This window comes from Novosphingobium sp. Sphag1I, assembly GCF_056279125.1.
On record NZ_JBWBQS010000027.1, the window covers coordinates 1 to 19610 of the forward strand.

A 19610-nucleotide genomic window follows, 5' to 3' on the forward strand; every position below is an offset into this window, starting at 1 on the left:
GGCGTTCCGGTCAGCTTCGACTGTAATTTCCGTGAAAAGCTCTGGGGCGCGTGGGACAGCAATCCGCGTGAGATTCTGCTGGAACTGCTGGCCGATGCGACGATCATGTTCGGCAATCACCGCGACATGACGCTGCTGTTGCAAAAGCCCTTTTCCGGCGATGGGGCGGAACGGCGGCGTGAGGCGGTCGAGGCGGCCTTCGCCACTTTCCCCAACCTTCAGGTCATGGCCAGCACGGCGCGCCATCCGATTACGCAGACCCACCACCGCCTCTCGGCCCGCGTGGACCTGCGCGAGGACCGGCATCAGACGGCGGAGATCGAAATCACCGACATCGTCGACCGCGTGGGTTCAGGCGATGCCTTTGCGGCCGGCGTTTTGACCGGTTGGCTTGAAGGTGGCGACGCCAAAAAGATGGCGCAGCTTGGCCTTGCCATGAACGCGCTCAAACATTCGCTGCATGGCGACTGGCTGCGGCTGCCGCGCGCGGAAATCGACGGGTTTACAGGCAATTCCGGCGATGTTCGTCGATAAATCTACGCAAAAGGTAATATGTCGGGCGCGAGGGCTTGCGAAGGCTCCGCATTTTCAGATCGAACCCAGCGCCCGATATAGGCCGATCATGCCCAGCAAGGCGCCCGCCCGCGTCGTCAGCAACGTCTGGCGCGAGGAATAGGCGCTGCGCTGCGCATCGAGCAGTTCGAGGCGGCTGTCCACGCCTGCCTGATAGCGCAGTTTTGACAGGTTGACGCGGCGGTCGGCGGCATCGGCGGCCGCCGATTGCGCCATAAGTTGAGGGCCGTATGTCTGCTGGGCCGAAATGCCGTCGGCCACTTCGGCAAAGGCTGTCTGGATCGCCTTTTCATAGGTAGCCACTGCGATACCCTGCTGCGCCTTGGTCTGACGCAGATTGCCGTTGAGCGCGGTATAGGGAAACAGCGGCATGGCAACGGCGGGCGCATAGTTCCACGCCTTGTTCGCGCCCGAAAACAGGCCGGAAAGGCCGGGGCTGACCGCGCCAAGCGCGCCGGTCAGGGACAAGCGGGGAAAGAAGGCCGCACGCGCGGCGGCAACATCGGCTTGGGCGGCACGCAGATTATATTCCGCCTGCATGATGTCGGGCCGCCGCGTCAACAAATCGGACGGCAGGCCAGCCCCCAGATGATCGGGCATCGAAGCCAGCATCAGGCCTATCGGCGCGGGCAGGTCACCGGGCAAAGGCGCGCCCACCGCCAATGACAGGGCATGGGCGGCCACTTCGCGTTCGCGTTGACGCTGGGCAAGGTCGGCTTCGGCCTGTCGAACCAGCCCTTCGGCCTGCGCCAGATCGCTGCCGCTGGCCTGTCCCGCGTCATGCAAGCGGCGCGTCAGGTCAAGCGACACGCGCCAATCGGCCAGCGTCGAGGAGGTCAGTTGCCATTGCTCCTGCGCCAGTCTTTCGGCGACATAGGCCTGCGCCACGGCGCCCACAACGGTCAATTCGCTGGCTCTCCGCCCGGCCTCGCTGGCCAGATAGCGGTCGAATGCGGCCCGGCTTTGCGCGCGCAGGCGACCAAACAGGTCAATCTCGAAACTGGTCAGGGCGATCTGGCCGGAGAACTGATCATAGCGAAAACCGCCGAAACCTCCGCCTGCGGTCTGCGCACTGGTGAAGCTGCCCTGCGCCTCAAAACTCGGCAATTGGGCGCCGCGCGCGACCGACAGCGCCCCGCGCGCGGCCTGAGCGTTCAATACCGCGATCCGCAAATCCCGGTTTTCGTTCAGCGCCAGTGCGATCAGCCTTTGGAGCCGCGCATCGGCAAAGAATTCGCGCCATGTCAGCGGGGTCAACGTTTCGGTCACGGCAAAGCTGGCTGGGACCGGCGCCTTGGGCAGCGGCGTGTTTTCCGCCGCACAACCGGTCAGGGCCAAGGCCAAAATCAGAATCTTACGCATCGGCCTGCTCCTGCTTCTTCTTTTTGCGCAAGCCGCCAAAGCCCAGACGCTCACTCAAACCCATCGCCATGACAAAGAATACCGGAACAAAGAACACCGCCAGCACCGTGCCCGAAATCATGCCGCCGAATACGCCCGTGCCGATGGCCGCCTGTGTTTCCGCACTGGCGCCAGAGGAGAGCATCAGCGGCACAACGCCAAGTGTAAAGGCCAGCGATGTCATCACGATAGGCCGCAGACGCACCCGCGCTGCCGCCATCGCGCTTTCCACCAACCCCATACCGGCAAAGCGATAGTGACGGGCAAATTCGACGATCAGGATTGCGTTCTTGGCCGAAAGCCCGATGATGGTGATCAGGCCTACCTTAAAGAACACGTCATTGGCCATGCCGCGCATGGACACTGCCGCCACCGCCCCGATCAGACCCAGCGGCACGACCATCATAACCGCCAGAGGGACGGCAAAACTGTCATACATCGCGGCCAGCACCAGAAACACCGCCAGCATCGAGAGCGCCAGCAACATCGGGGCCTGCGCGCCTGATTGCTGTTCCTGATAGGACAGACCCGTCCATTCGATGGCGAAACCGGGCGGCAATTGTGCGGCGAAACGTTCCATTTCGGCCATGGCGTCGCCGCTCGACACGCCGGGGGCCGCCATGCCCGACAGGCGCAGCGCCGGATAGCCATTATAGCGCACCAGTTGCAGCGGGGTTTGCTGCCAGTCGGCGCGCACCACTTCGGACAAAGGCACCATGGACCCGGCATTGTTCCGCAAATTCAAACGCATCATGTCGGGCAGGTTCATGCGATAGGTCGCGTCGGCCTGGACGATAACCTGTTGCATGCGCCCCGCATTGGGGAAGTCGCCGACATAGGCCGAACCCATCGCGGCGGACAGCGTATCGCTGATCCGGTTAAAGGGCACGCCCAGCGCCTCGGCCTTTTGCCGGTCGATGGTCAGATGGATGCTGGTTCCGGCGGGCAGGCCGTCGGGATAGACGCCCATCACCACCTTGCTCTGCGCCGCAAGGCCCAGCAACTGGTTCTGGGCCGCGACCAATGCGGCGTGGCCGCGTCCGGCCCGGTCCTCCAACCGCATGGCAAAACCCGATGAATTGCCAAGCTCGTCAATGGCGGGGGGGACAAGGCTCATGATGATGCCTTCCTTGATCGCGCTCATCGCGGCGGTCGTGCGGGCGACCTCATCCTTGACCGTCGCGCCGCCGCGTTCGCCCCAATCCTTCAGGATGGTAAAGGCAATTGCCGCGTTGGGTCCGGCGCCCGAAAAGCCAAAGCCCAGGATTGCTTCATTGCCCTTGATCGCGGGGCGGGTGGCAATGTGGCGTTCCAGCGTCATCACAGCCTCGCGCGTGCGTTCGGCGGTGGCATCGGCGGGCAATTGAAAGGCGGTCATGTAATAGCCCTGATCTTCTTCGGGCATGAAAGCCGTGGGCAGGCGCCAAAAGGCAAAGCCCAGCAGTCCCACCACCACGGCCAGTGCCACCATCGCCCGACCGCCGCGCCGGATCACCCGCGCCACCCATCCGGCATAGCCGTCGGTCATGCGGTCAAACAGGCGGTCAAAGGCGGCAAAGAAGCGCGGCTTTTCGACATGGCCTTTGATCGGTTTCAACACCGTGGCGCAAAGCGCGGGGGTCAGCGAGAGCGCAAGGATGGCCGAGATCAGAATGCTGATCGCCATCGACATGGCGAATTGGCGATAGATCACGCCCACCGACCCGCTGGCAAAGGCCATGGGGATGAACACCGAAACCAGCACCAGCGTGATGCCGATGACCGCCCCGGTGATTTCGCCCATCGCCTTTTTAGTGGCCTCGAATGGGGAAAGCCCTTCTTCGGCCATGATGCGTTCGACATTTTCGACCACGACAATGGCGTCATCCACGATGATGCCAATGGCCAAAACCATCCCGAACATGGTCAGCACGTTGAGCGAATAGCCCGTCAGCGCCATCACCGCGATCGTGCCCAGCAGCGCGATGGGCGCCACAACAGCAGGCACCAGCGTATAGCGCATATTCTGCAAAAACAGATACATGACGAGGAAAACCAGCACCATGGCTTCGACCAATGTGTGCAATACCTTTTCGATGGAAACCCGCACGAATGGCGCGGTGTCAAAGGGTATCGTCCATTCCATCCCACTGGGCATGGCGCGGGCGATTTCCACCATACGCTTGCGCACGGCATCGGACACTTGCACCGCATTGGCGCCGGGCGCCAACTGGATCGCGGCCGAAGCCCCTGCGCGACCGTTTTCGCGGGTGGACATCATGTAATTCTGCTGGCCCACCTCGACCCGCGCCACATCGCCCAGCGTTACCGTGCCGCCATTGGTATTGGCCTTCAGGACGATTTGTTCAAATTCCTGCGGGCTGGTCAATTGTCCGCTGGCGGTCAAAGGGACCAGAACGCGCTGACCCTTGACGGCTGGTTCCGCGCCCAGCGTGCCGGGGGCGATCTGGATGTTCTGGGCGGCAATCGCGCCGGTCACATCGGCCATGGCCAGATCATAGGCAATCAGCTTTGCCGGATCGACCCAGACCCGCATCGCCTTTTCCGCCGAGAAATTCTGGACGCGGCCAACGCCGGGAATGCGCTTTAATTCATTGACGATATTGCGTGCCAGATAGTCGCCCAGCGCTGCCTCGTCATAGCGTCCGTCGGGTGAGTTCAGCCCGACCAGCATCAGGAACCCGTTATTGGCGACCTCGACGGCCAGCCCATATTGGCGCACCGTCTGCGGCAGGCGCGGTTCGATCAGCTTCAATCGGTTCTGAACATCCACCAGCGCCAGTTCGGGGTTGGTGCCGGGCTGGAATGTGGCGGTGATCGTGGCGGAACCGGATGTATCGGTGCTGGCCTCGAAATAGAGCAGGCGTTTGGCGCCCGACAATTCGCGCTCGATCAATTCGACGACGCCATCATTCATGGTCTGGGGCGTGGCGCCGGGATAGGTGGCGGTGATCGTCACCGATGGCGGCGCGACCGAGGGAAAGCGCGCGACCGGGATCGTCGGCAGGGCGATAAGGCCGGCCAAAGCAATCGCAATGGCCACCACCCATGCAAAGACGGGGCGCTGGATAAAGAATTGAGGGATCATGGCTGTCGCTCCCTCAACGCGTCACAGGCGCTTGCCAGGGCAGCGCCTTGACGGGCGCGCCGGGCAGCACGCGGTCCATGCCGACCACGACCACCTTTTCACCCGCCTTGATGCCTTTCAGCACAATGATCGAACCATCGACGACATCACCAGCCTCGACCTGACGCTCCTCAATGGCGCGGCCGTTCCAGACATTGATGACAGCGCGGCCTGCGGCATCATGCGCCACGGCCTGTTGCGGCACCGTGATGGCGTGCGGCATCCGCAGGCGGGGCAGGCGCGCCCGCACGAACATGCCGGGCAGCAGACGATTGCCCGGATTTTCGACCAGCACGCGCACCACCGCATTGCCGGTGCCCGGATCAACGGTCACATCGGAAAACAGCAACCGCCCTTTGACCGGATGAGGCTGGCCCGACGCGGAAATGATTTCGACCGGGGCCGCACCCGCGCCCGCGCCTTCGGCCACCGCCGCGCGCAACGCATCAAGGCGCGCGGCCGGTTGGCGCACGTCAACATAGACCTTGTCGATCTGTTGCACCGTCGCCATCGGATTGGCGTCGCTCGTCCCGACCAGAGCGCCTTCGGTCACGGTTGCCGCGCCGATCTGGCCCGAAATGGGCGATGTCACGCGGGCAAAGCCCAGATCAAGCCGGCGCCGGTCCAGCGCGGCGCGGGCCTGTGCCACGTCGGCGGCGGCCTGATCGCGCGCGACGGTGGCGTCGTCATAGGTCTGGCGGCTGATCGCATCGACGCCGACCAGCGGTTTCAGCCGGTTTGCCTGCGTATTGGCGCGGGCATAGGTGGCCTGCGCACGGGCGAGGGTGGCCGCTGCGCTGGCCGCGTCCGCGCGGAACGGGGCGGGGTTGATCTGGAACAGGGGTTGCCCCTCGCTCACCATCGCGCCTTCGGTGAACAGGCGGCGCTGGACGATGCCGCCCACCTGTGGGCGGATCTCGGCGGTGCGAAAGGCCACCACGCGGCCAGGCAATTCATCGGCCAGCGATACGGGGCGGTCCTGTGCCGGGGTGATCAATACTTCGGCGGGCGGCGGCGCCGTGGGCGCGCCATCCCCGCCGCATGCGGCAAGAGCAAGAAAGCCAAGAGGCAGGGCAAAGCGGAGGTGATCGTATCGCATAATTTCCCCATGCACCCGTATCATTGCCCTTGTGTGGAGGTTTTGTGGAGATTTGATGGAGGCATCTGGCCGCATACCAATGGGCGGTGATAGATGGGCCTCATGACAGCACTTGCCCTCATTGCCGAAGACGATGGCGACATTGCCGACATCCTGCGCGCCTATCTGGAGCGGGAGGGGTTCCGCACGGTTCATGCCGCCGATGGGCGGGTGGCGCTGGATCTGCATCGTGCCTTGCGGCCTGATATTGTGTTGCTGGACGTTGGTATGCCCCATTTGGACGGGTGGGAGGTTTTGGCCCAGATCCGGCGGGAGGCCGAAACGCCGGTCATCATGATCACTGCGCTGGATCAGGATATCGACAAATTACAGGCGCTGCGCATTGGCGCCGATGATTATGTGGTCAAGCCGTTCAACCCGGTCGAGGTGGTGGCCCGTTTGCGCGCCATCCTGCGACGGACGGGCGGGGCGGGCGGTGGAGCGATGCTGCGCGTGGGGCCGGTTGAAATCGACACTGAAAGCCACATGGCCCGCGTCGATGGGCGCGAAGTGCCGCTGACGCTGACCGAATTTCGTTTGTTGGTACATATGGCCCGCAACCCGCAACGGGTGTTTGCACGCAGCGATCTGGTCGATGCCTGTCTGCCCGGATCGGATGCGCTGGACCGCACGGTGGACAGCCATATCAGCAAGTTGCGCCGCAAGCTGGAGGAGGCGGGCGTATCGGGTATGCCCGCCGGGGTGCGCGGCGTCGGCTATCGGTTGAGTTCGGGCGCGTGAAGGTCAAGTTCGACATATCGCGTCATCTGACGCTGGCCATGGCGGCGGTGGCGGTGGCGACGGTGTTGTTTTCCTTCATCGTCTTTTACGTCGTTTATACCGTTGCGGTGTGGTGCGCGCCGCAACTGTTTCCGCCCGGATTTTCGGCCATGCCCAACGGGTGGGATCTGGTCGTGATGGTGGTGGTGATGGGCATGGGCATCGGCCTTGGTGCATGGATTGCCGCAGGCATGGCGCGCCATATTGTTGAACCGATGCATGCCGTGGCCCGGGCCGCCCGTGCCATTGCCGATGGCGATCTTTCCGCCCGCGTCGCGCCGGGTATCGAGGCTCCCGGCGAAACGGCCATGTTGGTCGAAGATTTCAACGCCATGGCGGGCCGATTGGAAAAGGGCGCGCAAAGCGTGGTCAACTGGAACGCGCAGATTGCCCATGAATTGCGCACGCCGCTGACCATTCTGAAAGGGCGATTGCAGGGCGTATCGGACGGCGTTTTCGCGATGGACGATATGTTGATCAACGGGTTGATGGCGCAGGTTGATGGTCTGGCGCGTCTGGTCGAGGATTTGCGCTGTGTCAGTCTGGCCGACATCGGGCGTTTGGAATTGCAACTGGCGCTTGTCGATTTGCGGGCCGGGTTGGAGGATTGGGCCGCGATGATGGCCCCGACCGTGGAAAGGGCGGGCTTTACCTTGACCGTGGAGGGGCCAGCGACCCGTGCGCGCGTGGACATGGGCCGATTGGGGCAGGCGTTGCTGGCGCTGGTCGATAATGCGCTGCATTATGCCCATCCATGCGCTCTGAAACTGTCTCTCAGACATCAGGCCAAGGGCGTGGCGATCCATCTGATCGATGGCGGACCGGGCGTGGCCGAGGAGCAGCGCGAGGATCTGTTCAGCATTTTCACCCGTGGCCATGCGGCGCGGGACGCCCATCGCACGGGATCGGGGCTGGGCCTTGCCGTGGTGCAGGCCATTGCACAGGCCCATGGCGGGGCCGCCCAATATCAGTGGCGCGGCGGCCAGTCGCATTTCATCATCACGCTGGGCACAGAAATTCAGTCCTAAAACGCAACGCCCAAAATAAATTCCTTCTGGCGCGAAGGATTTTGCGCGGCCATGTCTCTTTATGGCCAACGGAGCAAAAGTTCCGGCCAGGAGGGGGAGTTTGTGACGCAGGGCGATGTGATCAACGCATTGGCGCGCAGGCGTATGCTGGCGGCGTGGATGGCACGGGAAATCGTGCCGCACGAAGCGGGTATGCGTGCCTGGCTGGCCCGTGCGCGGGTCTCGGCAGAGGATATTGATGAGCTTATGCAGGAAGCCTATTGCCAGATCGTCTCCTTGCCATCGGTGGACCATATTACCGCGCCGCGCGCCTATTTCATGGCCAGTTTGCGCCATTTGATGTTGCGTCGGATCAGGCGGGCGCAGGTGGTGGCGATTGACGCCATCGAGCAAATCGAGAACTGGCGCGACGATGGCGTGATCTCGCCAGAAGATGAGGCGGGCAGTCGTATGTCGCTTCAGCGGTTGATGGGCATCATCGCCGGTCTTCCCGAAAGATGCCGCCGTGTGGTGGAATTGCGCAAGATCGAGGGGTGGTCGCAAAAGGATATCGCCGCCCATATGGGCATGAGCGAAAAGGCCGTTGAAAAGCAGGTCTGGGTCGGGGTGCGCGCCATCCGCGAGGCATGGGCCAGCGCCGAGGCGCAGAGCGCGATGCGCATGGACATGGCCGAACGCGGCAAGGGAGGGGCGCGATGAGCCGTCCTTCTGGTTCCGCGCGGGAACATGACCGTGACATGGCCGCCCGATTTGTCGCCCGCATGGACGGCGACAATTGGGGCGAGGCCGATGAGGCCGAATTGCAGCACTGGCTGGATGGCGGGCCGGGGCGGGACGGGATGTTGTTGCAGGCCCATGCGGCATGGATTGCCGCAACGCCAGAGCCGGTTGAAGAGCCGGAGGTTGCGCCCGCTTTCTGGCGCCGTCGTGGGTTTTTGGGCGCGATGGCGGCCTCGGTTGCGGCGGTGGTGGGCGGGGCGCGTTGGATGGATGCGCGCAGCAGTTTTGCCACCAAGCTGGGTGAAATCCGCCGCGTCCCTTTGGCCGATGGCAGCGTCATGACCATCAATTCGGCCTCTGAACTGACCGTGCGCATGGCAAAGGGCAGCCGTGAAATCGAGATCGCCCAGGGCGAGGCTTGGTTCGATGTGGCCAAGGATGCCTCGCGCCCATTCATCGTGACCGCAGGCAAGGTGCGCGCACGGGCGGTGGGTACGGCCTTTTCGGTGCGTCGCCGTGAAACCGGGGTCGAGGTGCTGGTCACCGAGGGCGTCGTCGAAAGCTGGTCCGAAGAGGATGCCAGTCTGCGCCTGAAGCTGGAGGCGGGGGAACGCGCCCTGCTCAGTGATACGGCGGTGGTCCATCATGAAAGTGATCGCGCTTCGGCGGTGGACCGTTCGCTGGCATGGCGCAGCGGGATGATCGATCTGAACGGCACCAGCCTGAGCGAGGCGGCCGATGAGTTCAACCGATACAATCAGCGTCAGATCATCATCGCCGATCCGGCGGTGGCGGACGAACAATTTGACGGCCTGTTTCGCATCAATGATCCGCAAGGATTTGCCGAAGCGGTCAAGGCGAGCCTGAACGTGGGTATAGATGAAAGCGACCCACGGGTCATCCGTTTGGTCAAATCACAATAATGAACGTTGGATGAATTTTTACGGAAGGATTTTTACTCGCCGTGTCTCTTTAAGGCTGCTGATAAAAGCAAAGAATGAAGCCGGGATATTTGGGAGGGATTGACAATGTATTCCACAAAACGTGGAGTTTTTCTTGCGTCTTGCGCAATGGTGAGTGTGGTGGCCATGCCCGCCCATGCCGCAGGACAGACGCGCCAGTTTGCCATCGAGGCGCAATCGGCCACCACAGCGATCGGGGCGCTGGGCCATCAGGGCGACGTACAGATCATCGCGCCGCGCAAGTTTACGCAAACCGTGCGCACCAATGCGGTGCGCGGCGATATGACCGTGGACGAGGCGCTGGGCCGGATGCTGGCCGGGACGGGATTGGTGGCACAGCAGACCGGGCCGCATTCCTACGCCATTGTGCCGCGGGCGCCGACGCCGGTGCTGCAACCCATTCGCGCGGTTGCCGTGCGCACCGCGCCCGCTTTGATCACGGGCGAAAGAGCCGATCTGGCGCCTTCGGATAACGCCTTGCTGGCCGATGCGCCGCCATCGGCAGAAGCGCCTGCGCCCGACATTATCGTCAAGGGTTTCCGCCGCACATTGATGAAGGCGCAGGATATCAAGCGCTCGGCCGTCAATCTGACCGAGAGCATCGTGGCCGAGGATATGGCCAAGATGCCCGACCTCAACCTGTCGGAATCGATCCAGCGTTTGCCCGGCGTGGCCATCACCCGCGAGGGTGGTGAAGGGCGCAACATCACCTTGCGCGGGTTCGCCCCCGATTTTACGCGCACGACCTTGAACGGCATGGAGGTTCCGGCCAGTTCGGACGGTCTGGATTCGGGCGGTTTCACAATCAACGCCGGGCGCGCTTTTGACTTTCACGTTTTCGCGTCGGAATTGTTCAACCGTATCGACGTGAACAAGACCCAGCGCGCCTCGATCGAGGAAGGCGGCATTGCCGGTACGGTCGATCTCTATTCGGCCAAGCCCTTTGACTTCAAAGGCTTTCACTTTGTTGCCAGCGGTCAGGGCGGTTACAACACCATGTCCCGCACGGTGGACCCGCGCCTGACGATGATGATTTCAAACACTTTTGCCGATGACAAGATCGGGGTGTTGGTATCGGCCGCCTATTCGCGCCGTACCGTTTATCAGGAAGGCTTTTCCAGCGTCCGCTGGACATCGCCCTATATCAACGGCGACAGCTGGGCCAACAGCAACCCCACCGTGACCGGCACGCCCGCCCCTTGTGGCGCGGCCAAGGTCACCGATTGCCTCTGGGCGCCGCGTCTGCCGCGCGCGGACTTTTTCGGCAATGACCAAAAGCGCCTGGGCGTGACCGGCTCGCTTCAGATCAAGCCGAACGACCGGATGCTGATCAGCTTTGACGCGCTTTATTCTCAGCTCGACAATGACCGTTACAGCTATAATTCGATGGAATGGCTGCTGACCCACGGCACGCCGGGCAATTATGTGGGCCAGACGCCTCTGTCCTTCACCGTCGCGCCCGATGGCAAGCAATTGGTGGCCGCATCCTTTAACGATGTGACGTCATGGTATGAAAGCCGCCATCAGACCTCGCTGTCCAAATTTCAGCAATATGTGCTGTCGGGCGATTATCGCATCACCGACAAGTTGAAGTTTGACGCCATGGCGGGCACCGCGCGTGATGCGGCGGACCGGACCGAGCTGCGCTTCTATGCCCGTTCGAGCCCGCATTACTACGCCTATGACTACACCGGCAATCCGGACGTGGCCAAGGTCAGCTATGGCAGCTATGATCCCAACAATACGGCCAATTATATCAATGCCCTGACGGCGGCCAATCGGCTCAACAATGTGGTGAAGGACAATTTCACCTCCAAGGCGAACCTGACCTATACCGACAATAAATTCAACGCGAAGATCGGCGTTGCCTATAACCGCCGCATGGTGCGCTACAGCGAAGCACAGGGCAATTTGCCCAGCTTTGTCCCTTCGACCTATATGAAGGCTTTCCCGATTGCCCATTTTGGCGATGGCGTCGCGACGGGCGGGTTGCCGACATTTGCGGTCATGGATTTCGATGCGATTTCTCGGTCCGGGCTGATTTCGTCGAATTATGCGGACAATACGGGGGCCGGTTGGACCGTGATCGAAAAGACGACGGGCGGCTTTGGTGAAGTTAACGGCGAAATTGACATCGGTAGCATGGTGCTGCGCGGCAATGCGGGTTTGCGTTATGTCCGCACCGATCTGACATCGCGGGCGGTGATTGCTGGCTCGCCGGTGCAGGTGGAGCGTTCCTATGGCAATTTCCTGCCTGCGGCCAATCTGGTGCTGAACATCACGCCGGATTTGCTGGCACGCTTTTCCTATGCTCGTTCGATGACGCGCCCCGGCCTGTCTTCGCTCAATATCGCCAGCCCGACATTCGAATATACGACGCGCACGGTGGGCAATCTGGGCAATCCGGAATTGAAGCCTTATCAATCGAATGACTTTGACATCAATGTCGAATATTATTTCGGCAAAGGTGGATTGATCGCGGTGGGGGCGTTCAAGAAGGATATTGTTACCTCGTTGACCAATTCGGTGGTGACCAAGGCGGTGCCACAGGAATTCTGGGCCGCGATCTATGCCGATCCGCGTTATAGCGCTTCCTATCAGGCCGATCCGGCCAAGGTGCCCTATACGTTCTTCACAACGGTCAATGCACCGGGCGGCAACAGCGTGAAGGGTTTGGAAGTCACGCTCAACGTGCCTTTCACCTTCCTCAAGGGCTTTTGGTCGAACTTTGGCTTCGCCTCGAACTATACCTATGTTTCGGCGCGGGATTCGACGGGTCTTTCGCCCAATTCGTATAATTTCACCGGCTATTATGACACCGGTAAACTTGGCGTCCGTGTTTCGATCAACAAGCGTGACGACTATCTGCTCAGCCAGCCCGGCGGCAATGGTCACGTTCAGGAACGCAAGTATGGTCCGACCCAGGTGGACTTCTCGGCCTATTACAATCTGACCAAGCGGTTGAGCCTGAATATTCAGGGCATCAATATCACCAATGAAAAGGAACGCATCTATGGCACCGGCGACGGTACGCAATATCTGACGCGGGAATTTACAAAGACGGGCGCACAATGGTTCGTGGGCGCGCGTTATCAGTTCTAAGGTCTGGTCCGGGTGTGACTCCCTAATACTCCCATATCCGGGCCGCAAAGGGGGCCGCCGGCGCGATCAAGCCGGCGGTCCCCGTCCTTGCATCAGGAGAAGTCTTTTTGCGCATTCCCATCGCCTGCCTGATGATGGCCGTCGCCATGCCCGTTGCCGCCCATGAAGTGGATGAAAGCTACAGCGTCTCGCGCCGCTTTGCCCAATATAGCGCGCAATATCCAGGGATCACATGGCCTGCGATAAGGCCGATGACGGGGCAGCAAATTCTGCTCGACCGCGTCTACAAATCGATGGGCGATCGCGATCTGTTGATCGACATTTTCCGGCCTGCTCGCCCGCGCGGCGTGGGGATCGTTTTGGTCCATGGCGGCGCATGGCGTTCGGGCGCGCGCAGCCATTTTCACCCCATCGCCAATCTGTTGGCGGCACGCGGCTATACGGTGTTCATCCCGCAATATCGCCTTTCCCCCGAAGCGCCTTATCCGGCCGGCACGCAGGATATTCACGACGCGATGGGCTGGGCGCGGGATCATGCCAAGGATTACGGCGTTCGCCCGGATCGCATTGCGCTGGGCGGGGCATCGTCGGGCGGCCAACTGGCATCACTGGTGGCCTATGGCGATGATCTGTTCGGCGGACGGGCGCGGCCCTATGCGTTGATCGACATGGATGGGGTGCTGGATTTCACCACGCCTGATGCGCTGAAATATGAAAATGCCGTCGGACCGGCGTCATCGGCGGCAAAATGGCTGGGCGGGTCGTTTGAGCAAATGCCTGACCGCTGGCGCGAAGCCAGCGCGGCCAGCCATGTCGGCCCCAATTCCCCGCCCACGCTGATCATCAGCAGCGGCAACCCACGATTTACGGAAGGCAAGGACAAGGTTCTGGCCGAACTGTCCCGTCATAAAATCCCGTCGCGCTGGTATGCTTTTCCAAAAGCGCCGCACGATATCTGGTTTTTCGATCCCTATCTGACCGTGACCGCTGATCAGATCGCCGCCTTCCTCCAATCCTTGCCGCAACGCTGAAAGAGATCATGATGCTGGCTCCCCTCCTTTTTGCCGCGACTTTGGTTGCCCCGACGCTCTATGAAGTTCGCCCGGTCTGCGGCGCGACCCGTGCCCCCTGCTATACGCGTATCCAATCCGCGCTGGACGCGGCGGCGCGGGACAAGAGTGATGACTGGATCACCATCCGCATCGCGGCGGGGGATTATCACGAAAAGCCGGTTATTGCGCGGCCCCGGCTGCGCATCATCGGGGCGGGTATGGCCAAAACCCGCATCCATTTCGGCGCGGTGGCGCAAACGGCCAAGGATTATCACCGCAATGGCTGGGGCACGCCAGGTTCGGCCACGCTGACCATCGATGCGGATCAGGTCGAGGTGAGTGAGGTGACCATTGAAAACACCTATGACTATCTGGCCAATGATCGCATCCCCTATGGCGATCCGGCGCGGATCGGAAACCCCCAGGCCGCGGCGGTTCTGTTCGACATTCACGCGGATCGGGTGTTGATGAACCGCGTCGCCATGCTGGGTTATCAGGATACGGTGTTCACCAATGGCGGGCGGGCTTTGGTGCAAAACAGCCTGATTGCGGGCAATATCGACTTCATCTTCGGCAATGGCCAACTGCTGATCGAACATAGCGAGATCCGCAGCCGCCCCCGCGCCCAGCCACCAGCGGCCGATGGGTTCCAATCTTATGTCGCCGCGCCCTCGACGCCCTTGTCGCAGCCGACCGGGATCGTCTTCTACGCCTCCCGCCTGACGCGAGAGAAGGGGGTGCCGGACGGCTCGATTGCCTTGGGGCGGCCATGGCATCCGACCACGCGCTTTGCCGATGGACGCTATGCCGACCCGGCGGCGGTGGGCATGGCGCTCTATATTGATTGTTTCATGGACCGGCATATCCACCGCGACCGCTGGACGACGATGAACGGCACATCGCGCGACGGGACGATGGCCACCGTCTTTCGCCCGCAGGATTCCCGCTTTGGCGAAGTGGGTTCCTATGGCCCCGGCGCAGGAACCGGGGGCGTCGCCGTCACATGGAAAAACGAGCGGACCTATGCTCAGATCCGCTCGCAATTCCTGTCTGGTTGGGCGCTTACAGGCAAATAAAGGCGTCGGCCTTTTCCGGCACGGCGGCGCTGCCGGGATCCTTGCGATGGGGCCGCGCGGGATAGGGGCAGAGCAGGCGTTCGCGTCCCGGCCATGGCGTGTCGGCCCCGGCGGTGGCGGTGATCGCGCCGGGCTTCACGCCCTTTTCGCGCCACGCCACCAATTGCGAGAAGATGTCGAACCGATCCGTCGCCGGACCGCCGCGCCCATGGTTCATCCCCGGCACGGGATAGAATTGCACGAACCGACCCGCGCCAGTTTTCTTCATGCCCTTCTCACGCTTGTTCACCGCATCCAGCCAACGCATCGTGTCGAGGATCGAGAACACCGGATCGCTGACCCCGTGGAACAGGATGATCTTGCCCCCGCGCCGCGTGAAGGGATCAAGATTGGTCGCATCGGCATGCATGAAATCGACCGGCGCTTCGTTAAGTGCGCCCCATTTCACATGGGCGGCGGCATAGGCTTCGTCGATATTGGCGTTCAGTGCATAGCGGGTGAGCGAGGTGACATCATCGGCCACATCGAGCGGAGGCGAGCGGAACACTGCCGAATTGGACGGCGCGCCAAGGCGCAGCAGCGCGCCATTGTTGGTGGCCGAGGCATAGCCGCCCATCTTCCAGATTCGCCAGCCCTGGGTCACGCCCTGCGCCGTCTTGGCGCCGATCCCGGCGTCCCATGCCCAATCGGAATAGACCGCCTTGCCATCGCTGGTCAGAGGCCCACCCATGACCTTGCGCATCGCCGCAATCTGCATCGGCAGCAGGCAGGAGGCGGTCTTGTCGATCACATTGTCGCTTTTGCACGCGATAGCCATCAATTCAGGCATGACCCGCGCCGTGGTGCAGGCGGTGAAATGCTCGATCATGCCGTCCTTTGTGCCGTCCAGCGCGTCGCAGGCCTTCAGGATCGCGCCTTGGGCCAGCAGGATGTCATCATCGCTCATCGCCTTGTTGACCAAGGGCAGGCCATCGGCGCCGATTTGACCCATCGCCTTGGCCACGGCGCCAAAGGCCTGACCATCCCACAATTGCGCGATGGAGGCATGGGCCAGATGGAAACCGGGATAGCCGATGAGCGCCGCGTCAAATTCGTTGGGGAAACGCTGGACGGCCATCATGGCTTCCTGTCCGCCCTTTGACCCACCGACGAAATAGGTGAAGGACTGCGGCTTGCCGTAATAGGCGCGGATCAGGGCTTTGCCTGCGCGGGCCACCGGGCCGATATAGCCAAAGCCGTAATTGTGGCGGGCGATGGCGTCATGGCCGAACGTAACGACGCCCTGGCGTGCGGGGTCATTGTTGACCGCATTGTCATGGCCCGAATCGGACGACACCACCGCATAGCCTTTGGCCAGAGCGGTTACGCCGGGCTGGCTGGAAAATCCGCCATTGGCGTCGCCAAGGAAACCGTCGGACCCGCCGCCGCCCTGAAACACAAAGCGACCGTTCCAATCCGTGGGCAGGCGCAGGTGGAATTTGATGGCATAGGTCTGGCCGTTGGCGCCCTGACGTTCCTGCATCTTGCCGATGATTTCGCAATGGGCGGGCATGGCGGGCGCGGGCGGCATCGGGCCGTTGCCCGTTGCCTGTGCCTGCGTTGCATCACGTAGCGCGGCCAGTGAGATTGTCGTTGTGGGATCTGGCATCGCCGCTTTGGCCAATGCGTTGCAATCTTGCGCTGCATGGGCGGCGCCCGTGCTGGCGGCCAGCATCATGGCCACGGCGATCGGGCGGTAAAGGGACAGGGTGGGCAGGGGCATGACCGATCCTCTCATGAAATATCTTTGATATGAGCTATGCAAAATAACATGTCTTGCACCAGCGGGACTTTGTATCGCATCGTAACAATTGGGCCCCGCTTGATGGCCGATTTACAGAGGCCTTTGATGGAAAATCCTTTATCCAATTTCCCCGGCTATCTGTTGCGACGCGCTTCAAAAAGCCGAATGAACCAATTGTCTCAATATCTTGAGCCATTGGGCATCGGGGTAATGGAAGGCTCGATCCTGACCCTGATTTCCCGCAATCCGGGCATTTCGCAGGCCGAATGCGGGCGGATGCTGTCTATCAAACGTCCCAATCTTAATCCGGTCATTCGCCGCTTTGTCGATCGGGGGCTGGTGGTCAGCACCAAAGGGCACGGGCGCATCCAAAGTTTGAGTGTGAGCACGCAGGGCGAGGAATTGGCGCGCAAGATCATGATGGAATTCGAGGCACATGAAGCGCGCCTCACTAATGCTGTGCCCGAAGAATTGCGTTCGCAACTTGTGCCTTTGCTGCGCGCGCTCTGGTGCCCTGATTAAACACTCCGGCAGGTCGGTTGACCTGCCGGAGGTTAGTCCAATCAGAACTTTTTGGTTACGCGCACACCATATTCACGCGGCGCGCCATACAGTTCGTTGCGGCCGCTTTGCCCGGCGACATAGAACTTGTTGGCCAGATTGGTGCCATAGACTTCGGCCTTCCACGTGCCCTTGTCCAGCGTGATGCTGCCCTGCCACAGGCCGCGCGCGTTGATCAGGTCCGTGCTGGTCTGATAGGTCGGATAGGCCCATTGCGAACCGATATAGGCATAACCAATGCGCGGGGTGATGACCATATCGTCGCCCATTTCGATGCGATAGGCCGCCGTCAGGTTCCACGTCCACTTCGGGCTATACAGGTTCGAGCCGCCGCTGGTGGTTACGCTAGTGCCGGCATAGTTGAAGCAGCGTGCCGCGTTGCTGCCGTTGCACTGGGGGAAGCCGTTGGAGGCGGCAGGCACCAGCCATTTGTTGATCAGGCTGAAGCCCGAAAGGTTGCTGTCAACATAGGACAGGCCGCCGTCGATCGACAGAGCGCTGAACTTGGCCTGGAAACTGGCTTCAAAACCCTTGATCTCCGAATTGGCCAGATTGACCACGCCGTTCTGACCCGATGCGGGATTGATCACGTCCATCTGAAAGTTGTTATACTTCATATAGAACGCGCCGATCTGCGTGCGCAGGTGACGGTTGAACAGCGTCGATTTCCAGCCCGCTTCGTAATCCATCACGGTTTCGGGGGCAAAAGTGCCCGTGGGCGGGTTGATGCCACCGTTCTTGTAACCGCGCGCCACAAAGGCATAGATCAGATTGTCGGCGTCAGGCTTGTAGTTCAGCGCGATCTTGCCCGTGGCGCGGCCATCGCTTTCGTGGCCGGTCTGTGGGGCAAGGACGGTGGCGCCCACCGGCGGATCGCCGATGATCATGGCCATGGTGCTGCCCGGCGCCGCGCTGTAAACGGCGTTTGATCCGGTCACTTCAAAGCGCGAATAACGCAGGCCCGCATCCACCGAGAGCTTTTCGGTCAGCTGATAAGTCGCCTGACCAAAGGCGCCCAGCAACAGTTTGCTGGTGTTGGGGTGGGGCAGGCTGGTGAAACCGCCATTTGTGCTGTTCCAGTTGCGCAGGTCGACCTTGTTGCGTTGCGCATATCCGCCGATGACATATTTGAACTTGCCCGTGTCGGGCGAGATGATGTTGATTTCCTGACTGTAAACGCGTTCGCGCACATTGTTGCCGCCCGCCAGCGAGGCGCGCGTGGTGAGCGATGTGGCGTCGGTGTCGCTGACAGCTGCCAGACGCTTGTTCTGATAGGCGGTGAGCGAACGCAGGGTCAGGCCGCCGGCAAATTCATACTTCAGTTCCAGCACCGTAGCGAAGGAGCGCTCGAAGTTAGAAACCGGCGTGTCAAAGCTGACGGTGAACGGCGTGTTGGTGCGGCCCGCGACATAGGGGTTGTTGGTCGCGGTCGTGTTGATCGGTTGCAGAGCAAAGCCGCCGGTCTTGCGCTGGGTGGCCTCGACCTTCACGTTGGCCTGAAAGCCGCCCGACTTGAAAAGGGCCTGAATACGGCCGTCGATTTCGGCCAGACGTTCGGGCTGGTTGCCCGCCGGGCCAACGTCCTTGAACCATGCGTCATGCTGGTTGAACAGGCCCGATGCGCGCACGGCAAACTTTTCGCCAAACGGCAGGTTGATCGCGCCATTGACGCCGACATTGTTGTAATTGCCGTAATTGCCCGAAATATAGCCGCTGGTTTCGCCCAGCTTGGGGCGTTGCGTCGTCAGATAGATTGCGCCGCCGGTCGAGTTCGCGCCCGACAGCGTGCCCTGCGGGCCGCGCAGAACTTCGGCGCCTGCCATGTCATAGAACTGGCCGTTCGACACGATGGGCGGCTGGAACACGCCATCGATATAGGTGGCCACGCCATTGGTCACCTGCGGCGAGCCGGAGGCAAGGCCGATGCCGCGGATGTTGAACGAATCGGTCACCCCCGAACGCGAGATCGTCAGGCCCGGCGCGGCGGTCTGGAGATCGATCGCGCGGGTGATCTTCTTGTCCACCAGCGCGTCGCCCGACAGCGCAGTCACGGCAATATTGACGTTCTGGACATTTTCACGGCGGCGCTGGGCGGTGACGACGATGTCCTTGTCTGCGGCGTCAACGGCGGGCTGATCGGCGGCAAAGGCGGGCGCAGCGGCCAGGCAGGAGGTGGCCAGCAATGCGGACGCGAGCCACGGTGCGACGCGGATAGTTTTCATATTTCCTCTCCAGATCCTCGGCGCGTTCGGGCGCCTGATAGTTATGCTATATAACATAATAATTCGGGCCGCCAAATCCCAAGCG

14 protein-coding genes are annotated in these 19610 nt (G+C 61.6%); 9 read left to right on the forward strand and 5 right to left on the reverse strand.

Annotated features, from left to right (window positions below):
- Positions 1–534: PfkB family carbohydrate kinase (locus ACZ9HU_RS21195; RefSeq protein ID WP_476107878.1), on the forward strand; the 534-nt coding region annotated here is incomplete at its 5' end.
- Between the two features lie 54 nt (positions 535–588).
- Here ACZ9HU_RS21195 and ACZ9HU_RS21200 read toward each other — a convergent pair.
- The 3 genes from ACZ9HU_RS21200 to ACZ9HU_RS21210 are packed head-to-tail and all read right to left on the reverse strand — an operon-like array spanning position 589 to position 6200.
- On the reverse strand, positions 589–1935 hold the full coding sequence (locus ACZ9HU_RS21200; RefSeq protein WP_476107879.1) for an efflux transporter outer membrane subunit: 1347 nt from the start codon (positions 1933–1935) through the stop codon (positions 589–591).
- Positions 1928–5062 carry a multidrug efflux RND transporter permease subunit gene (locus tag ACZ9HU_RS21205; protein ID WP_476107880.1) on the reverse strand — a complete coding sequence of 1045 codons (3135 nt, stop codon included), beginning with the start codon at positions 5060–5062 and terminating at the stop codon, positions 1928–1930. Before ACZ9HU_RS21205 ends, ACZ9HU_RS21200 begins: the two co-directional genes overlap by 8 nt.
- A 13-nt stretch (positions 5063–5075) precedes the next feature.
- Positions 5076–6200 carry an efflux RND transporter periplasmic adaptor subunit gene (locus ACZ9HU_RS21210; RefSeq protein ID WP_476107881.1) on the reverse strand — a complete coding sequence of 375 codons (1125 nt, stop codon included), beginning with the start codon at positions 6198–6200 and terminating at the stop codon, positions 5076–5078.
- Positions 6201–6302: 102 nt separating this feature from the next.
- Here ACZ9HU_RS21210 and ACZ9HU_RS21215 point away from each other — a divergent pair, with 102 nt between their 5' ends.
- The 7 genes from ACZ9HU_RS21215 (at position 6303) to ACZ9HU_RS21245 (ending at position 14959) form a co-directional block, all read left to right on the forward strand.
- On the forward strand, positions 6303–6980 hold the full coding sequence (locus tag ACZ9HU_RS21215; RefSeq protein ID WP_476107882.1) for a response regulator: 678 nt from the start codon (positions 6303–6305) through the stop codon (positions 6978–6980).
- Positions 6977–8047, forward strand: a complete 1071-nt coding sequence (locus ACZ9HU_RS21220) for an ATP-binding protein (RefSeq protein WP_476107883.1) — start codon at positions 6977–6979, stop codon at positions 8045–8047. The genes ACZ9HU_RS21215 and ACZ9HU_RS21220 overlap by 4 nt, the downstream gene beginning before the upstream one ends.
- A 102-nt stretch (positions 8048–8149) precedes the next feature.
- A complete protein-coding gene (locus tag ACZ9HU_RS21225) occupies positions 8150–8746 on the forward strand; it encodes an RNA polymerase sigma factor (RefSeq protein ID WP_476107884.1) in 597 nt (198 codons plus the stop codon).
- Positions 8743–9690 (forward strand): FecR family protein, encoded by a 948-nt coding sequence (locus tag ACZ9HU_RS21230; RefSeq protein ID WP_476107885.1) that lies wholly within the window; start codon positions 8743–8745, stop codon positions 9688–9690. Before ACZ9HU_RS21225 ends, ACZ9HU_RS21230 begins: the two co-directional genes overlap by 4 nt.
- Positions 9691–9837: 147 nt before the next feature.
- Entirely contained in the window at positions 9838–12831 is a 2994-nt protein-coding gene (locus ACZ9HU_RS21235; RefSeq protein ID WP_476107886.1) for a TonB-dependent receptor, read from the forward strand.
- A gap of 107 nt (positions 12832–12938) precedes the next feature.
- A complete protein-coding gene (locus ACZ9HU_RS21240) occupies positions 12939–13862 on the forward strand; it encodes an alpha/beta hydrolase (RefSeq protein ID WP_476107887.1) in 924 nt (307 codons plus the stop codon).
- 8 nt (positions 13863–13870) lie between these two features.
- On the forward strand, positions 13871–14959 hold the full coding sequence (locus ACZ9HU_RS21245; RefSeq protein WP_476107888.1) for a pectinesterase family protein: 1089 nt from the start codon (positions 13871–13873) through the stop codon (positions 14957–14959).
- Here ACZ9HU_RS21245 and ACZ9HU_RS21250 read toward each other — a convergent pair.
- Entirely contained in the window at positions 14946–16721 is a 1776-nt protein-coding gene (locus ACZ9HU_RS21250; RefSeq protein WP_476107889.1) for a tannase/feruloyl esterase family alpha/beta hydrolase, read from the reverse strand. The genes ACZ9HU_RS21245 and ACZ9HU_RS21250 overlap by 14 nt on opposite strands.
- A 186-nt stretch (positions 16722–16907) precedes the next feature.
- Here ACZ9HU_RS21250 and ACZ9HU_RS21255 point away from each other — a divergent pair, with 186 nt between their 5' ends.
- A complete protein-coding gene (locus ACZ9HU_RS21255) occupies positions 16908–17264 on the forward strand; it encodes a MarR family winged helix-turn-helix transcriptional regulator (RefSeq protein WP_476107890.1) in 357 nt (118 codons plus the stop codon).
- Between the two features lie 41 nt (positions 17265–17305).
- On the opposite strand, the gene ACZ9HU_RS21260 is transcribed toward ACZ9HU_RS21255, so the two are convergent.
- On the reverse strand, positions 17306–19525 hold the full coding sequence (locus ACZ9HU_RS21260) for a TonB-dependent receptor (protein ID WP_476107891.1): 2220 nt from the start codon (positions 19523–19525) through the stop codon (positions 17306–17308).
- Positions 19526–19610: the final 85 nt, after the last annotated feature.

Excerpts from the sequence above, each read along its gene's own strand:
- ACZ9HU_RS21215 (WP_476107882.1), top strand. The coding sequence starts at position 6,303 with ATGACAGCACTTGCCCTCATTGCCGAAGACGATGGCGACATTGCCGAC.
- ACZ9HU_RS21245 (WP_476107888.1), top strand. The coding sequence starts at position 13,871 with ATGATGCTGGCTCCCCTCCTTTTTGCCGCGACTTTGGTTGCCCCGACG.
- ACZ9HU_RS21230 (WP_476107885.1), top strand. The coding sequence starts at position 8,743 with ATGAGCCGTCCTTCTGGTTCCGCGCGGGAACATGACCGTGACATGGCC.
- ACZ9HU_RS21260 (WP_476107891.1), bottom strand. The coding sequence starts at position 19,525 with ATGAAAACTATCCGCGTCGCACCGTGGCTCGCGTCCGCATTGCTGGCC.
- ACZ9HU_RS21200 (WP_476107879.1), bottom strand. The coding sequence starts at position 1,935 with ATGCGTAAGATTCTGATTTTGGCCTTGGCCCTGACCGGTTGTGCGGCG.
- ACZ9HU_RS21250 (WP_476107889.1), bottom strand. The coding sequence starts at position 16,721 with ATGCCCCTGCCCACCCTGTCCCTTTACCGCCCGATCGCCGTGGCCATG.
- ACZ9HU_RS21255 (WP_476107890.1), top strand. The coding sequence starts at position 16,908 with ATGAACCAATTGTCTCAATATCTTGAGCCATTGGGCATCGGGGTAATG.
- ACZ9HU_RS21205 (WP_476107880.1), bottom strand. The coding sequence starts at position 5,062 with ATGATCCCTCAATTCTTTATCCAGCGCCCCGTCTTTGCATGGGTGGTG.
- ACZ9HU_RS21235 (WP_476107886.1), top strand. The coding sequence starts at position 9,838 with ATGGTGAGTGTGGTGGCCATGCCCGCCCATGCCGCAGGACAGACGCGC.
- ACZ9HU_RS21210 (WP_476107881.1), bottom strand. The coding sequence starts at position 6,200 with ATGCGATACGATCACCTCCGCTTTGCCCTGCCTCTTGGCTTTCTTGCT.